Origin of the sequence: Halomonas sp. E19 (assembly GCF_052439355.1) — a bacterium.
Lineage (GTDB): Bacteria > Pseudomonadota > Gammaproteobacteria > Pseudomonadales > Halomonadaceae > Halomonas.
In genome coordinates this window covers 2,553,917-2,569,813 of the sequence record NZ_JBNFWU010000001.1, presented here as the reverse complement: position 1 = coordinate 2,569,813, position 15,897 = coordinate 2,553,917, and the positions used below count along the sequence as shown (strand labels likewise).

Annotated in this window: 7 protein-coding genes and 8 pseudogenes; 10 read left to right on the top strand and 5 right to left on the bottom strand. The window is 66.1% G+C overall.

Translation table 11 applies throughout. The features are described from left to right. Positions 1 to 37: 37 nt before the first annotated feature. The 5 genes and pseudogenes from ACUDAL_RS13445 to ACUDAL_RS13425 all read right to left on the bottom strand — a co-directional run. A pseudogene (locus ACUDAL_RS13445) lies at positions 38 to 775 on the bottom strand (aldehyde dehydrogenase family protein); the annotation flags it as partial. A gap of 53 nt (positions 776 to 828) precedes the next feature. Beyond that, the gene (locus ACUDAL_RS13440) at positions 829 to 1,560 is read right to left on the bottom strand and encodes a TenA family transcriptional regulator (RefSeq protein WP_444678471.1); all 732 of its coding nucleotides are present in this window, start codon (positions 1,558 to 1,560) and stop codon (positions 829 to 831) included. 512 nt (positions 1,561 to 2,072) lie between these two features. After that, a pseudogene (locus ACUDAL_RS13435) lies at positions 2,073 to 3,678 on the bottom strand (gamma-glutamyltransferase family protein). Positions 3,679 to 3,688: 10 nt separating this feature from the next. Beyond that, the gene (locus tag ACUDAL_RS13430; RefSeq protein WP_444678470.1) at positions 3,689 to 4,309 is read right to left on the bottom strand and encodes an IMPACT family protein; all 621 of its coding nucleotides are present in this window, start codon (positions 4,307 to 4,309) and stop codon (positions 3,689 to 3,691) included. Continuing rightward, a complete protein-coding gene (locus ACUDAL_RS13425) occupies positions 4,309 to 4,791 on the bottom strand; it encodes a LexA family protein (RefSeq protein ID WP_444678469.1) in 483 nt (160 codons plus the stop codon). The genes ACUDAL_RS13430 and ACUDAL_RS13425 overlap by 1 nt, the downstream gene beginning before the upstream one ends. Positions 4,792 to 4,998: 207 nt before the next feature. Between ACUDAL_RS13425 and ccmA the strand changes: the two are divergent. The 10 genes and pseudogenes from ccmA (at position 4,999) to smc (ending at position 15,603) form a co-directional block, all read left to right on the top strand. Then, positions 4,999 to 5,642: pseudogene (ccmA, locus tag ACUDAL_RS13420) on the top strand (cytochrome c biogenesis heme-transporting ATPase CcmA). Positions 5,643 to 5,664: 22 nt separating this feature from the next. Next, a pseudogene (gene ccmB / locus ACUDAL_RS13415) lies at positions 5,665 to 6,367 on the top strand (heme exporter protein CcmB). Positions 6,368 to 6,380: 13 nt separating this feature from the next. Further along, a pseudogene (locus tag ACUDAL_RS13410) lies at positions 6,381 to 7,120 on the top strand (heme ABC transporter permease). A gap of 79 nt (positions 7,121 to 7,199) precedes the next feature. Further along, positions 7,200 to 7,358: a heme exporter protein CcmD gene (locus ACUDAL_RS13405; RefSeq protein WP_444678468.1), complete on the top strand. Its 159-nt coding sequence runs from the start codon at positions 7,200 to 7,202 to the stop codon at positions 7,356 to 7,358. Next, the gene (gene ccmE, locus ACUDAL_RS13400; RefSeq protein ID WP_444678467.1) at positions 7,348 to 7,860 is read left to right on the top strand and encodes a cytochrome c maturation protein CcmE; all 513 of its coding nucleotides are present in this window, start codon (positions 7,348 to 7,350) and stop codon (positions 7,858 to 7,860) included. The genes ACUDAL_RS13405 and ccmE overlap by 11 nt, the downstream gene beginning before the upstream one ends. A 24-nt stretch (positions 7,861 to 7,884) precedes the next feature. Next, a pseudogene (locus ACUDAL_RS13395) lies at positions 7,885 to 9,893 on the top strand (heme lyase CcmF/NrfE family subunit). Continuing rightward, the gene (locus ACUDAL_RS13390; RefSeq protein ID WP_444678466.1) at positions 9,890 to 10,420 is read left to right on the top strand and encodes a DsbE family thiol:disulfide interchange protein; all 531 of its coding nucleotides are present in this window, start codon (positions 9,890 to 9,892) and stop codon (positions 10,418 to 10,420) included. Before ACUDAL_RS13395 ends, ACUDAL_RS13390 begins: the two are co-directional and overlap by 4 nt. Beyond that, positions 10,411 to 10,884 (top strand): cytochrome c-type biogenesis protein, encoded by a 474-nt coding sequence (locus tag ACUDAL_RS13385; protein WP_444678465.1) that lies wholly within the window; start codon positions 10,411 to 10,413, stop codon positions 10,882 to 10,884. The genes ACUDAL_RS13390 and ACUDAL_RS13385 overlap by 10 nt, the downstream gene beginning before the upstream one ends. Then, positions 10,881 to 12,105, top strand: a pseudogene (gene ccmI / locus ACUDAL_RS13380) (c-type cytochrome biogenesis protein CcmI). The gene ACUDAL_RS13385 and the pseudogene ccmI overlap by 4 nt, the downstream one beginning before the upstream one ends. Before the next feature lie 5 nt (positions 12,106 to 12,110). Further along, positions 12,111 to 15,603: pseudogene (gene smc / locus ACUDAL_RS13375) on the top strand (chromosome segregation protein SMC). Positions 15,604 to 15,897 lie beyond the last annotated feature (294 nt).

The following is a 15,897-nucleotide window of genomic DNA, read 5'->3' as shown; positions in this document are numbered from 1 at the left end:
CCGCGGCGGTGGAACCGGTGAAGGAGATGGCCTTGACCGTCGGGTTGGCGGTGAGCTCCTCGCCGATCGCCGAGGCGGCGCCGGTGATGAAGTTGAACACGCCTGCCGGCACGCCGGCGTGGTGCAGGGCCTCGGCCAGCCGATAGCCGATCAGCGGCGCGTCGGAGGAGGGCTTGAATACCACGGTATTGCCGGTGATCAGGGCCGGGGCGATCTTGCGTGCCGGGATCGAGATGGGGAAGTTCCACGGCGAGATGATGGTGGCCACGCCGAGCGGCTCGCGCTGGGTGTAGACCATCATCTTGGCATCATCCTGGGGGAAGGTTTCGCCGGTGATGGTCTGGCCTTCCACCGCGTAGAAGCGCAGGGTCTGGGCCGAGCGCGCGATCTCGTCGCGGCTGTTGGCCAGCAGCTTGCCCTCTTCGCGGGTCAGCTCCTCGGCAAACTGCTCGACGTTCTGCATCAGATAGTCGGCGGCCTGGTTGAGGATCTTGGCGCGCTGCGAGATGGGTGTCTCGCGCCAGGCGGCGAAGGCACGATCCGCGGCCTCGATGGCCCGACGGGCATCGTCGACAGAAGACGCCTGGAAGTGGCCGAGCAGGTCATCCTGGTCGGCGGGGCTGCGGTTCTCGAAGGTCTTCCCCGAGGCGCTGGCGACCCACTGGCCGTCGATGTAGTTGAGAAACTGGGTTGCGTTATCCAAGACGCTTACCTCTTTGTCGTCGCTGGCTGTCGTCACGGGCTGTCTGCGCACTCCCGCCTGCGTGGCGGACATCTGCCGGCAGCGGGCCGGCAGATGACGTCACGCGAGTCTGGGCAGGGGCTCGATCAGGCCGCCATGTCGAGCTCGGTCAGGGGCAGCTCGTCGACGACATAGTCGTAGTACAGCGCGGTGGTGTAGAGCAGGCGCATCTGGGCGCCGATCTCGCAAATCTTCAGGCAGCGCTGCTGCAGCTCGACGGTGTCGGCGTGCTCCAGCACGATCTGATAGCCGCGCTCGCCGTGGATCTCGTCGGAGACGATGTGCAGATCGAAGAACTCGACCTCTTCGTCGGTGAAGCCATACTTCTCGCGCAGGGTCGGGGTCTGGCGGCGGTAGATCGAGGGCACCTGGGACTCCAGGCCGACCACCAGCGCTGCCACGGCGACCACCGGATGCTCGCGCATGGCCACGGCATAGCACCAGCTCTGCAGACCGCGAGTGGTAGGCGACATGTTGTCCGGATCTTCGACGCGCTCGCGGGTGGTGCCGCAGGCCTCGGCGAAGCGGATCAGCAGGTCGGTATGACGATCGCCGCCCAGCTCTTCCTCATACATGTTCTGCAGCAGGAAGTCCTTGGCCTCTTTGAAGTTCTCCGGGGTGTTTGCATAGATGTAGGCCAGGTAGTCGGCGAACGGACCCACATAGTGGTAGTGGTTCTCGGCCCACTTGGCTAGGTGCTCGCGCGACAGCTTGCCGCTGGCCCAGGCCACGCTGAACGGTGCCTTGTTGGCGCTCTTGCCTTTGATGGCCTCTTCGAGGGCGGTGCGGAATTCGTCGCGATTCATCAACTGTGCCATGGGGAGGACTCCTGTTTTGTCGCTCTTGCGCCGCCTGGCCATCAGGCCGCGCTCTTGTTGTTAATTCTCATGGTGCCGGCCATTCGCCGGGTTTCACTGGATGGCTCTTGGTATACCAAAGGCCATGCGTGCAGCGTAATTTCACGGCGCTTTACCTGTCAAGGCTTTTTCTGACCTGGGTCAATTTTCCGTTATTGACCTTTCCGCATGGCTCGTAACGCGTGGGGGTTTATCGACTATATGGCTGAATTTATTTGGGGTTTATGGAGGAGGGAGCGTTCGGGTGGGGTTGGTCAAAGGCCGGATATGGCTTTCGCACACGGTATACCATGTCTGATGGTATACCAAAGTTGAAAGCAGTTCGCCCTGGGTTGGCTCACCGGCACGCGCGGGCGAGGCGGAAGACGTTGGTGGGCTTCAGCGAAGGACGCAGGTGGGTCGCAAAGACTGGGGCGGAAAGGCCGGGGCGAACGCGTTGCCGGGCAGCGGGCCTGCCTTGCAGGCCCGCGCCGTTACCAGGGCAGGATAGCGCTGTCGGTACGCGGCTCGGTGCCGCCGCAGTAGCTGCCGTGGCGGGGGTCGCGCAGGATGATCTGGCCGCGGCCGAAGGCCAGCGAGTCGGTGGCCTTGACGATGGTGTGGCCGCGACGTGCCAGGGCCTGGGCGAGATGATCGGGAAAGTGGGGTTCCACCTGAATCGTGGTGCCGTGAGTCCACATCCAGCGCGGCAGGTCCAGCGCGGCCTGCGGGTTCAGGCCCTCGTCGAGCATGGCGGTGACCACCTGCACGTGCCCCTGGGGTTGCATGAAGGCGCCCATCACGCCGAAGGGCCCACGGCCTGGCCTTGGCGGGTGATGAAGCCGGGAATGATGGTGTGGTAGGGGCGCTTGCCGGGGGCGAGCACGTTGACGTGGTCGGCGTCGAGCGAGAAGGCGCGGCCGCGGTTGTGTAGGCTGATGCCGGTGCCCGGCACGACAATGCCGGAACCGAAGCCTTCGTAGTTGCTCTGGATCAGCGACACCATGTTGCCCTCGGCATCCGCCGTGGCGAGGTAGACGGTGCCACCCTTGAGCGGATTGCCGTAGCTCGGCTGCAGGGCGTCATGGCCGATGAGGCGGGCCCGGCGGCGCAGGTAGTCGGCGTCCAGCAGCGCGTCCACGCCGACGTGCATGGCGCTGCGCTCGCTGAGGTAGTGCAGGCCGTCGGCGTAGGCCAGTTTGGTCGCCTCGATGCGCTGGTGCAGCAGTTCCACCGGGTCGCGCAGCGGCTCGCCCAGCGCCTCTAGCATACCGAAGGCCTGCAGGGCGACCAGGCCGCTGCCGTTGGGCGGAAGCTCCCAGATTTCGTGGCCGCGATAGCCGATGCTGATGGGGTCGACCCATTCGGGCTGAAAGGTGGCCAGGTCGGCCTGGCGCAGGAAGCCGCCGTGACGCTGCATGAATCGGTCGATCCGTTCGGCCAGCTCGCCGCGATAGAAGGCTGCTGCGCGGCTGTCGGCGATGCGTCGCAGGGTGTCGGCCATTTCCCCTGAGCGCCAGATCTCGCCCGGCTGCGGTGCGCGCCCGTTCGGCGCGAAATGTGCGAACCAGGGGGCGAATGGCTCGCCCTGGCACGGGAGATAGCGCTGCCATGCCCGCTGCCAGGCCAGTGCCACCGTGGGCGAGACGGCGTAGCCGCCCTCGGCGTGGGCGATGGCCGGCGCCAGCAGGTCGGCGAAGGGCAGGCTGCCGAAGCGCTGCGAGAGCGCCGCCCAGGCGGAGGAGCGCCGGGCACCGTGACCGGCGTCAGCCCCACGGCCGGCATCTCGCTGTGGCCCAAGGCCATGACCGCCTCGCGGGAGATGGCCTGCGGCGCCGGGCCGCTGGCGTTGAGGCCATGCAGTTGCCCGTGCATCCACACCAAGGCGAAGGCGTCGCCGCCGATGCCGTTGGCGGTTGGCTCCACCACCGTGAGGGCGGCAGCTGCCGCGATGGCGGCATCCACGGCGTTACCGCCACGCTTGAGCATCTCCATGCCGGCCTGGGTGGCCAGGGGCTGTGAGGTGGCCACCATGCCGCGGTGGCCGTAGGTAGCCGTGCGGCGCGAGGGGCTGGGGTAGTACAGGGGATCGAAGGTCATGGGAGTCTCTTCAACGGGAGTCGAGGCGGGCGAGGCGCCCGCGCAGCCGGGTGGCGAGGGGTTGCAGGTCGACCTCGACGTCACTCGGCCAGGCGGCTGTCAGTACCACGCCATCGCTGAGATAGGCGGCTCCGTCAACTGGAGCGTCGTAAGCAGCCAGCCAGGCGCGGGCCTCGGCTTCGCCGGCGAAGTCGACCTTTAGCCGCACGGGCAGACGCTCCACCACTTCACGGCAGGCCAGCCCCTCGAGCGCCTGGCTTACCGCCTGGGCATAGGCGCGGGCCAGGCCGCCGGTGCCGAGCTTGGTGCCCCCGAAGTAGCGGGTCACCACGCAGCCTACCTGGCCGATGCCGGCCCTTTCCAGTACCTGGTACATGGGGCGCCCGGCAGTGCCGCCGGGTTCACCGTCGTCGGAAAAGCCGATGGCGTTCTGCTCGCCCGGCGGGCCGGCGATGAAGGCGCTGCAGTGGTGGCTGGCATTGGGGTGGGTTTGCCTTGCTGCCGCCAGCAGGGCTTCGAAGGCGGCCACGCTCGGAGCGTGACAGAGCCAGGCGATGAAGCGGCTGCGCTCCACCTCGGTCACGCTCTCCTGCCACTTGCCCTCGGGCAGGTCGGGGGCCGGGTAGCGCATCAGTGTGTCAGCTCGCGCCGCCCGTCGCGCTGGCGTACCACACCCATCACCATGCCGAGCACCTGGATGTCGCTGTTCTTGAGGAAGATCGGGGCCATGCTCTCGTTGGCCGGCTGCAGGCGAACGCCGCTCTTCTCTATATAAAGCTTCTTCAGCGTGACCTCCTGCTGGTTGATCAGCACCACTGCCGTCTCGCCGTTCTCGGCGCTCTCCTGGCGTTCGATGATGATCACGTCGCCGTCGTGAATATTGCAATCCACCATCGAATTGCCGCGCACGCGCAGCGCGTAGGTATTGCGCCGAACCATGCAGGCGGGGGCCTGGATGGTATCGCCGGTGGGGCAGGCCTCGATGGGCAGGCCCGCGGAGACGTCGCCCAGCAGCGGCACGTCGACCAGCTGGGTGGCATCGATACTTGCCCAGGCGGTGGCTATCGGCAGGCTGGGGCGCCGTTGTAGGTACTGCACGGAAAGCGGCGGCATGGCGGTTTCCCTCTCGTCGCGATGAAGACTGTCAAAATATACAGTCTTCTTGTATCTTATCAGTCGTACGCCGACTGACAAGTTCCCGGCCTCAACGCAAGCGTTGACCTGCGACAAGGAGGGCTTCGTGCGGCGTCGGGTTTGCTAGCGGCCAAAAACCATTTAGTGTAGCATTTCCCTAGAATTTACCATTCCTGGAGAGTGCCATTGAGCCTGCGGCTGCAAGCGCAAAGCCTGGCCTGTGAACGTGACGATCGTTGGCTGTTCCGGGGGCTGGATCTCGATATACGTGGCGGTGAAATCGTGCGTGTGGAAGGTCCGAACGGCAGTGGCAAGACCACCCTGCTCAAGATCTTGTCCGGCCAGCTGTCGGACTACGAAGGCGAGCTCTTCTGGGGCGAGCGCCCCATGCGCCAGGCGCGTGAATCCTTTCTGACCAATCTTCTCTACCTTGGGCATGCGCCCGGGGTGAAGGCGGCGCTGACCCCGTTGGAAAACCTGGCCTGGTACCAGGCGCTGGCCGGCCAGCCGGTCGACGAGCAGGCGCGTCTTGCCGCGCTGGAAGAGGTCGGGCTGGCTGGCTTCGAAGATGTTCCCGCAGGCCAGCTTTCGGCGGGGCAGCAGCGCCGGGTGGCGCTGGCGCGGCTCACCCTCACCCCTGTTCGCTGTGGGTGCTCGATGAACCCTTCACTGCCATCGACCGTGATGGCGTCCAGGCGCTGGAACAGCGACTGGTCCTGCATGCCCGTCGGGGAGGCTGCGTGCTGGTGACGACCCACCACGAGCTCACGCCTTGCCCCGAGCTGCGCCGCATTCGCCTTGGTGAAGGAGGGCGCGATGAAAGCCACTGACGGCTCGATGCTGGAAAACGTCATGCTGAGCTGCGAGGAACCCCGCGGTGGATTGGCTGTCGCAGTGTGGGCAACGCTCAAGCGTGATCTGGTGCTGCTGATGCGGCGGCGCAGCGAAGTGCTTAACCCGCTGGTTTTCTTCGCGATCGTGATCACCCTTTTTCCCATTGGCATCTCGCCAGATCCGGCCCTGCTGGCGGCAATCGCGCCAGGCCTGCTGTGGGTGGCGGCGCTGCTGGCAGCCCTGCTGTCGCTGGACAGTCTGTTTCGTGCCGATTTCGATGACGGCTCGTTGGAGCAGCTGCTGCTGACGCCTCAGCCGCTGCCGTTGCTGGTGCTGGCCAAGGTGGCCGTGCACTGGCTGCTGACCGGGCTGCCGCTGGCGCTGATGGCGCCCTTGCTCGGGCTCATGTTGGCGCTGCCGGCGGGCAGCTACGTAGTTCTTGCGGTTTCACTGGCGCTGGGCAGCGCCGAGTCTCAGCCTGATTGGTGCCATCGGAGCGGCGCTGACGGTGGGGCTGTCACGGGGAGGCGTGCTGCTCTCCCTGCTGGTACTGCCTCTTTACATTCCGGTGCTGATCTTCGGTGCTGGAGCCGTGCAGGCGGCCATCTTCGGCGATGGCGTGCTGGCGCATCTATCAATTCTCGGCGCGCTGCTGGCGCTGGCCTTGATCTTTGCACCCTTGGCAATCGCGGCATCGCTGCGCATCAGTATCAACGGTTGAGAGGTTGACGGGCATGTGGGCCTTCATTAACAAGTTGCGTTCCCCAAGTGGTTCTATGCCATCAGCGCTCGGCTTCAGCCCTGGTTCTGGGCAGCGGCACTGATCCTCATCGTCACGGGCACGGTGTGGGGGCTGGCCTTCGCGCCGGCCGACTACCAGCAGGGCAACAGCTTCCGCATCATCTACGTGCACGTGCCGGCGGCCTTCCTGGCACAGTCGATCTTCGTCTCAATGGCGATGACCGGGTTGGTGTTCATGGTGTGGAAGATCAAGATCTGCGACATGGCCGCCGCCGTGATGGCACCGCTGGGCGCCGCCATGACCTTCGTCGCGCTGTTTTCCGGCGCAGTGTGGGGCGTGCCGACCTGGGGTACCTGGTGGATGTGGGACGCCCGCCTCACCTCGATGCTGATCCTGCTGTTCCTGTACCTGGGCGTGATCGCCCTGCGCGGCGCCTTCGCCAGCCGCGACAGCGCCTCGCGCGCCGCCTCGGTGCTGGCCATGGTCGGGGTCATCAACATTCCGATCATCAAGTACTCGGTGGACTGGTGGTACACCCTGCATCAGCCGGCCACCTTTACCGTCACCGGGCGGGTCGGCATGCCGATGGAAATGTGGCTGCCGCTGCTGATCATGGTGCTGGGCTTCTACAGCTTCTTCATCGCCTTTACCTTGATGCGCACTCGCAGTGAGATCCTGCGTCGCGAATCCAATAAGCACTGGGTCCGGGAACTGGCCGAGGAGACTCCGTGATGGCTTTCGACTCCTTTACCGAATTTTTTGCCATGGGTGGCCATGCCCCTATGTCTGGGCGTCCTGGGGCGTTACCGCGGTGCTGCTGCTGGGCCTCGTGCTCCACGCGCGCGCCGAGCGTCGCCAGCTGCTGCGCCAATTGAAGCGCCGGATGCGCCGCGAAGACCGTCAGTCCAGCCGCGCCATGGGCGCGGTCCAGATTCAAACTAGCAGGGGTGGAAACGCCAATGACGCCTAAACGTAAGCAAAAACTGTTCATGTTCCTGGGGCTGGTCTCACTCGCGGCTATCGCCGTGGGGCTGACCCTGTATGCGCTGCGCGCCAACATCAATCTGTTCTTCAGTCCGATCCAGATTGCCGCAGGCGATGCGCCGTTCGACCGCCAGATCCGTGCGGGTGGCATGGTGCGTGAAGGCAGCGTCTACCGGAACCCCGACAGTCTCGACGTCGAGTTCGTGGTGACCGACTACGTAGAAGACGTGCGCGTTCACTACAGCGGCATCCTGCCCGACCTGTTCCGCGAAGGGCAGGGCGTGGTGGTAGTGGGCCAACTGCAGCAAAGCGGCTACATCAAGGCCGACCAGGTGCTGGCGCGCCACGACGAGAACTACATGCCGCCCGAAGTTGCCGATGCGCTGGAAGCGGCGGGCTATTCTCCTGCGGACTTCCAGGCCAAGGCTGCCAAGGTGGCCAAGCGTGTCGAAGAGCGCGAGGAACAGGAAGGCGCAAGCCAGTACTAAGCCGGAGCTTCCATGCTGATTCAGATGATCCCCGAGGTCGGCCATTTCGCCCTGATAATTGCGCTGCTGTTCGCCGTGACGCAGTCGGTGCTGCCGCTGGCCGGCGCCGCGCTGCGCCGGCCGCTGTGGATGGCCTATGCAAGACCCATGGCGGCCGGGCAGTTCCTGTTCGTCGCCATCGCCTACGCGGCGTTGACGGCCAGCTACATGCTGGACGACTTCAGCGTGCTCAACGTGGCCAATAATTCCAACTCCATGCTGCCCTGGTACTACAAGTTCAGCGCCGTGTGGGGCAACCATGAAGGCTCGGTGCTGCTATGGAGCCTGATGCTGGCGGGGTGGGGCTACTTTGCCGCGCGCTATTCCCGCGAGCTGCCGCGGGACATGGTGGCCCGGGTGCTGGGCGTGCTGGGCCTGGTATGCGTCGGCTTCCTGCTATTCATCCTGGTCACCTCCAACCCCTTCGAGCGCCTGCTGCCGCAGATGCCTCAGGACGGCGCCGACCTCAACCCGCTGCTGCAAGACATTGGCCTGATCCTACATCCGCCCATGCTCTACATGGGCTACGTGGGCTTCTCGGTGGTGTTCGCCTTCGCCATCGCCGCGCTGCTCGGTGGTCGGCTGGATGCCGCCTGGGCGCGCTGGGCACGGCCCTGGACCAACCTGGCGTGGGCCTTCCTCACGGTGGGTATCGCCCTGGGCAGCTGGTGGGCCTACTACGAGCTGGGCTGGGGCGGCTGGTGGTTCTGGGATCCGGTCGAGAACGCCTCGCTGCTGCCGTGGCTCACCGGCACCGCGCTGATGCACTCGCTGGCGGTGACCGAGAAGCGTGGCTCGTTCAAGAGCTGGACCCTGCTGCTGGCGATCACCACCTTCTCGCTGTCGCTGCTGGGCACCTTCCTGGTGCGTTCCGGCGTGCTGACCTCGGTGCACGCCTTCGCCAACGACCCCTCTCGCGGCTTCTTCATCCTGATGCTGCTTGGCATCACCGTGGGCCTGTCGCTGCTGATTTTGCCCTGCGCGCGCCGCGAGTCAGCCACAAGGTGAGCTTCGGCTGGCTGTCGCGTGACGCGCTGCTGCTGATCAACAACATCATGCTGGTGATTATGACCGTCACCGTGCTGATGGGCACCGTCTATCCGCTGCTGCTCGATGCCCTCGACCTGGGCAAGATCAGCGTGGGTCCTCCCTACTTCAATGCGCTGTTCGTGCCGCTGACCCTGATCATGTGCATCTTCATGGGCCTGGGGCCGGTGGCGCGCTGGAAGGACACCAGCAGTAAACTGCTGATCCAGCGGCTGTGGCTCGCTGCCGCGGTGGCGCTGGTGCTGGGCATGGCGCTTCCGCTGATCTTCGCCGAGCGCTGGAGCGCGGCGGTGGCGATCGGCCTGATCGCCGCGCTGTGGATCGTGCTGCCCATGTTCCGCGACCTCTACGACAAGACCCGCCACGCCAGCTCACTGGGCGCCGGGCTCAAGAAACTGTCGCTGGCCTACTGGGGCATGCAGCTGGGTCACCTCGGCGTGGCGGTGACCATCATCGGCGTGGCGATCGTGTCGAACTACAACATCGAACGCAATGTCCGCATGAGTGTCGGCGACAGCGTCAACGTGGCCGGCTACACCTTCACCATGACCGAGCTGACCAGCCGTCGCGGCCCTAACTTCCTGGCCGACCGGGCGGTGATCGAGGTGCAGCGCGATGGCAGGAACCGCAGCTTCACCATGAACCCAGAGAAGCGCCTCTATATCGCCCGCGGCATGCCGATGACTCAGGTCGCATTGCGGCCCGGTTTCCTCCGTGACCTCTACGTGGCCATGGGCGAAGACCTCGGCGACGGCAGCTGGGCGATGCGGGTGCAGTACAAGCCGTTTGTGCGCTGGCTGTGGCTGGGTGCCCTGCTGATGGCAGCCGGTGGCGTGCTGGCCGTGGCCGACAAGCGCTATCGCCGCCTGGCCACCGCACCGGACCCCGAGAGCGAAGCCGCCCTTGCCGGCAGCCGTGACGGCAAGCCGCAGGAGGCCACCGCATGAATCGCCGCCTGCTGCTACTATTGCCGCTGCTTGGCTTCCTGGTGCTGTCGGTATTCTTGTATCAGGGGCTGTCGCTCAACCCCTTCCATCGCGAGTCGGCGCTGATGGCGCGTGACTTCCCGGAGTTCGACCTGCCGACCCTGGAGGACCCGGATCGCCGCGTGGACCGCTCCCTGCTGCAGACCGGCGAGATGACGCTGGTCAATGTCTGGGGCGAGTGGTGCCCGGAGTGCAAGCGCGAGATGCCTCAGCTGCTGGATCTGGCAAGCCGCGGCATCCGCATGGTCGGGATCAGCTGGAAGGATACCCGCGATAAGGGGCTCGGCTTCCTCGAAGAGTTCGGCAACCCGTTCGAGATCAACATTTTCGACCCCGACAACGAACTCGGCTTCGAGCTGGGCGTGTTCGGCGCTCCCGAAACCTTCCTGGTGGATCGCGAAGGCATCATCCGCTACCACCATACGGGCTATATCTCGGCCCAGGACGTACGTGAACACATCCTGCCGGAGGTGCAGAAATGGCAGTGATCCGTTGGGCCTTGCTGGCCCTGCTGACCATGCTGGTGGCGAGCTCGGTTCAGGCCGCCGCCATCGAAGTGCGTGAATTCGACGACCCGGTGCTGGAACAGCGTTATCGTAGCCTCACGGCTTCGCTGCGCTGCCCCACCTGCGAGAATCAGGCCATCAACGACTCCGACGCGCCGGTCTCGGGCGACATGCGCGACCGCGTCTACTTCCTGCTCCATGAAGGTGTCTCCGACATGGAGATCCGTGACCACATGGTCGAGCGCTTCGGCAACTACGTGCTCTACAACCCGCGCCTTGAAGGCCGCACCTTCCTGCTGTGGGGCCTGCCTGCCGGCCTGGTGGTGGCGGGTGCCGTGCTGGTCGGGCTGGTGGTGCGGGCCCGTCGCAATGCCTCGGCGCGTGAGCTGAGTGCCGACGAGCGGGCTCGGCTGGATGCATTAATCAATCGCGGGAGACCCGAATGATCGAGCTATGGGTAGCCTTTGCCCTCCTGCTGCTTCCGGCCCTGTGGCTGCTGGTGGCACCGCTGCGGCGCGCACGCCTGGTGCACGACGCCCAGCGCGATTTTGAAGCCAACGACAAGTCCACCGAGCAGAACGTGGCCATCTACCAGCGGCGCCTGGCATCACTGGAGGCCGCGCTGGAACGCGGTGACATCGACGAGGCGCGCTACGCCGAAGATCGTCTCGATCTCGATCGTAGCCTGCTCGAGGACGCCGAAGACCAGGTACGCAGGCCCCTGCATTCGCCGGCCTCCGGCCGTTTGGCGGTGCCGATCGTGGCCCTGGCGGTGGTGATCGGTGCGGTAGGGTGGTATCTGCAGCACGGCGCCGAGGACGACCTGATCCTCTACGACGTCTTCCAGACCAGCGACTCGCTGCCGATGCTGATGCAGCGCCTGGAAGGAGGCGCAGCGCCAGCCCGGCAACCCCAACATCTGGGCCACGCTCTATCCGATCTATCGTGATTCGGGTCAGGGGCCGGCCGCGCTGAATGCCCTGGAAAACCTGATCGCGATCGAAGGCCGGGTGCCGACGCTGCTGGCCCAGAAGGCGCAGCTCAAGTTCTTCATGGCCGACCGCAGCATGACCGATGAGGTCCAGGCCCTGGTCGATGAAACGCTGGCGTACAACCCCAGCGAGCCGACCATCATGGGGTTGCTGGGCGTGCTGGCATTCGATGACGAAAACTACGAGCAGGCCATCGACCACTGGCGTCGGGCCATTGCCGGCATGCCGGACTCTGGCTCGGCCGAGGCGCTGCGTGAAGGCATCCGCGTCGCTCAGCAGCGGCTGGGCGTGGCGCCCGAGCAGATGGAACCGGTGGCGCATGGCCCCGGCGTGCACCTGCAGGTGAGCCTCGATGAGCGCCTGCAAGGGCTGCTGGACGACGACACCCGCGTGTTCATTGTCGCCCGCGACATGGCAGGCGAGCTGCCGCCGCTGGCGGTGGCCCGGGTCACCCTGGGCGACCTGCCGACCACGCTGATTCTCGACGACCGCCACGCCATGTCCGCCGATGCCAGCCTGTCCCAGGTGAGCGAAGTCCGCCTGCTGGTGCGCGTCTCCAAGAGCGGGGGCACCACGCCGGAGGTCGGCGACATGTTCACCGACCTGGAGGGGGTGGCAGTCGGCGACGTTGAAGGCGAACCTGTGGAGATCGTGATCGACCGCGTCATCGAGTAGCCGGGATGCGCCTGACCTCGATTCGCCTGAGCGGCTTCAAGTCCTTTGTCGATCCCGTCACGGTGCCGTTCGATGGCAACATGACCGCCATCGTCGGCCCCAACGGCTGCGGTAAATCCAACATCATCGACGCCGTCCGCTGGGTCATGGGCGAATCTTCGGCCAAGACCCTGCGCGGCGAATCGATGACGGATGTCATCTTCAACGGCTCCACCGCGCGCAAGCCGGTGGGGCAGGCTGCCATCGAGCTGCGCTTCGACAACAGCGACGGCACCATGGGCGGCCCCTATGCCCAGTACGCCGAGCTTGCGGTCAAGCGCCAGGTCTCCCGCGACGGCCAGTCCAGCTACTTCTTCAACGGCCAGAAGTGTCGCCGCCGCGATATCGCCGACCTGTTCCTCGGCACTGGCCTCGGCCCCGCTCCTACGCCATCATCGGCCAAGGCATGATCTCGCGCCTGATCGAGGCACGTCCCGAAGAGCTGCGTGCCACGCTCGAAGAGGCTGCCGGCATCTCCAAGTACAAGGAGCGCCGCCGCGAGACCGAGAATCGCATGCGCCGTACCCGCGAGAACCTCGAGCGACTCGAGGACATTCGCGACGAACTCGACAAGCAGCTCGAGCGCCTGCGCCGCCAGGCGGAGGCCGCCCGTCGCTACCAGACCCTCAAGGCAGAAGAGCATCGGCTCAAGGGCGAGCTGGCGCTGCTGCGTGGCCGCGCCCTGCGTGTGCGCCAGGGCGAAGAGGAGCGGCGGGTGCGCGAGCTGGAAACCGCCGTCGAGCGCGAGGTGCTGGGACTGCGCCAGTGCGAGACCCGGCTGGAAGAAGCGCGGGCCGACCACGACAGCCTGGCCGAGACGCTCGAGGCGTGTCAGGCACGCTTCTTCGAGACCACCGGCGCCATCGCCCGCCTCGAGCAGAGCCTGGAGCACGCCCGCAGCCGCGAAGGGCAGCTCGCCCGCGACCTGGAAAGCGCCCGCCAGGAGCTGGCCGAGCTCGACCGCCTGGGCGAACACGACCACGACCGACTGCTGCGGCTCGACGAACGCCTGGTGACCCTGGTGCCGGAGCAGGAGGAGGTGGCCGAACAGCTCGCCGAGCTTGAGGCGATGCTGGAGGAGGCTGCGCCCGAGGCCGAAGAGGCCGAAGAGGCATTCGAGCGCTTCAGCGAGCAATGGCGTGAGGCCAGCCGCGAGGCCGAGCGCAGCCAGGACCGGCTGCGCGAACTCGAGAGTCGCCTGGCTCGGCTCGAGGCCGATGCCCAGCGGCGCCGCCAGCAGCAGCAAGAGCTTCCCGACCTGGCGGAACTTACCGCCCGGCGCGATGAGCTCGCGTCACGTCTGGAAGAGCTCGGCCTGGCCCAGGAAGAGGTCGAAGCGCGCCGAGCGGCGCTTCAGGGCGTTCGCGAGGCGGCCCGTGACGCCACCGCCGTACAGGAGCGCGAGCGCGAGGCCGAGCGCGCCCGGCGCAGCGCGCTGCAGGGCGAGCTGGCTTCCCTCGAAGCGCTGGTCCAGGCCGCGCTCGGCGATCCGGATGGCGCCCTGAGCGAGCACCTGGCAGGTCATGTTCTGCAGGAGCTGCCGCGGCTGGGCGAGTCGCTCGACGTCGACCCCGGCTGGGAGGCCAGCGTTTCCTGGGTGCTGGCGCCCTGGCTCAAGGCCCGCCTGGCTGCCCCGGAAATTTTTCGTGCGGCAAGCGAGGCACCGCCCGCCGAGCTGGGCGCGCTGTCGCCCCAGGCCGAGGCGGCCTTCGCCCCGGCTAGCCTGGCCGCTAAGGTGCGCGGCGCCGGCGCCGCCGCGGCCTGGCTGGCGCCGATCCGCTGCGTGGACAGCAGCGACCAGGCCTGGGCCGAGCGTGACCGACTGGGCGAGGGGAGAGCCTGATCACCCCGCAGGGCCTGTGGCTAGGGCGTGACTGGGTGCGTCATCGCGGCCAGGGCGCCGGGCCGGATGCGCTGCTGGTCAGCCGGCGTCGTCTCGCGGAGGCGCGTGATGAACTCGATGAGATCGAGGCGCGCCTGGCTGCACGCGAGCTTGCCATCGAGGCCGAGCGGGAGCGCGCCGAGCAGGCCGAGCGTGACCTCGAGGCAATCCGCCAGGAGGAGCGACGCCTGGCCGGCGAGCAGCAGCAGCTGGCGGCGCAGGAGGGTGGCCTGGCCAGTCGCCTGGAGCACCTGCAGGGGCGTGCCGGCGAGCTGGCCGAGGAGCTGGCGGGCCTCGACGAGGCGCGTGAGGAGACACGCCTGGCCATCGAGGAGGCCCGCGAGCGCTGGCAGCAGGCTATGGCGAGCCTGGAGGAGGGCGCGGAGCAGCGCGAACGGCTTGAGCGCGCCCGCAGCGCTGTCCGTGAGCGTCTGGCGGGACTGCGCGGACGCCAGCGCCCGCTGCAAGAAAAAGCGCAGCAGTTGGCCCTGGAGCACCAGCGTCTCGCCACCGAGCGTGCCGGCCTGGCCGAACAGCAGGGTCGCAGCGGTGATGCCCGCGCGCGCCTGCTGGCTCGCTGCGAGGAGCTGACCGAGGCGCTCGAACACTTGCGCGAACCCGACGAGGAGCAGCGCGAGCGGCTCGACGAGCTGCTGCACCGGCGCGAGGGCGATGAGCGTGCGCTCAACGAGGCCAGGGCGCGCGCCGCGGAGCTGGTCGAGCGGCTGCGCGAGGACGAGCTGGCGCGGCAGGGCCACGAGCGCAGCCTGGAAGGCATCCGCGAGCGGCTGCAAGAAGCGCGGTTGCAGGTGCAGGCACTGGCGCTGAAGGCCGAGACCCAGGATGAACAGCTGACCGAGCTTGGCCATCAGGTCGCTCTGCTGGAGACCGAGCTCGACCCCAACGCCACCGAGTCGGCCTGGCAGGTGCGGCTAGAAGAGGTGGGCGAGCGGGTGCGTCGGCTGGGAGCGATCAACCTGGCCGCCATCGAGGAGTACGACCAGCAGGCTGAGCGCCGTGACTACCTCAAGGCCCAGCAGGCCGAACTCAACGAAGCGCTGGAGACGCTCGAGCGTGCGATCCGGCGCATCGACCAGGAGACGCGCAGCCGTTTTCGCGACACCTTTGAGCGGGTCAATCAAGGGCTGCAAGCGCTTTTCCCGCGGGTCTTCGGCGGCGGAACCGCATGGTTGACGCTGACCGGGGAGGATTTGCTCGATACGGGTGTGGCCATCATGGCCAGGCCGCCCGGCAAGAAGAACAGCACCATTCACCTGCTCTCGGGTGGCGAAAAGGCATTGACGGCACTATCGCTGGTCTTTGCTATCTTCCAACTCAACCCGGCACCTTTTTGCATGCTCGATGAAGTCGATGCGCCGTTGGATGATGCCAATGTCGGTCGCTATGCCAGACTAGTTAAGGATATGTCGGACACGGTTCAGTTCATTTACATTACGCATAATAAAATTGCGATGGAGGCCGCCGAAAGATTAATGGGCGTAACGATGCAGGAACCGGGCGTTTCACGGCTGGTGGCGGTAGGTGTCGAAGAGGCGGCAGCGCTAGCCGAGGCCTGACACCCTTGAAACTCACAGGCAAACGCGATATCAGAATGCACGTCATAGTCTAATTGCATACGGCTAGTGCAAGATGACAGGGAAAGGCGCAGGGTCGATTGACTCTCAAGCGAGAATGCCGGGGCTTGACAAACAAAAACAGTGGCCCTTTTTTTGGCGATCGCGCTATGCTGTTTACGGACATTCAACCGGCATGGCGCCCTAGTGATAGGCAAGACGACCCATGGAACTTAGAGAATGGCTGATCATTCTGGGGCTGGCTCTGGTGACCCTCATCGTCATTGATGGGGTGCG

Excerpts from the sequence above, each read along its gene's own strand:
- ACUDAL_RS13440 (WP_444678471.1), bottom strand. The coding sequence starts at position 1,560 with ATGGCACAGTTGATGAATCGCGACGAATTCCGCACCGCCCTCGAAGAG.
- ACUDAL_RS13430 (WP_444678470.1), bottom strand. The coding sequence starts at position 4,309 with ATGCGCTACCCGGCCCCCGACCTGCCCGAGGGCAAGTGGCAGGAGAGC.
- ACUDAL_RS13425 (WP_444678469.1), bottom strand. The coding sequence starts at position 4,791 with ATGCCGCCGCTTTCCGTGCAGTACCTACAACGGCGCCCCAGCCTGCCG.
- ccmE (WP_444678467.1), top strand. The coding sequence starts at position 7,348 with ATGACGCCTAAACGTAAGCAAAAACTGTTCATGTTCCTGGGGCTGGTC.
- ACUDAL_RS13390 (WP_444678466.1), top strand. The coding sequence starts at position 9,890 with ATGAATCGCCGCCTGCTGCTACTATTGCCGCTGCTTGGCTTCCTGGTG.
- ACUDAL_RS13385 (WP_444678465.1), top strand. The coding sequence starts at position 10,411 with ATGGCAGTGATCCGTTGGGCCTTGCTGGCCCTGCTGACCATGCTGGTG.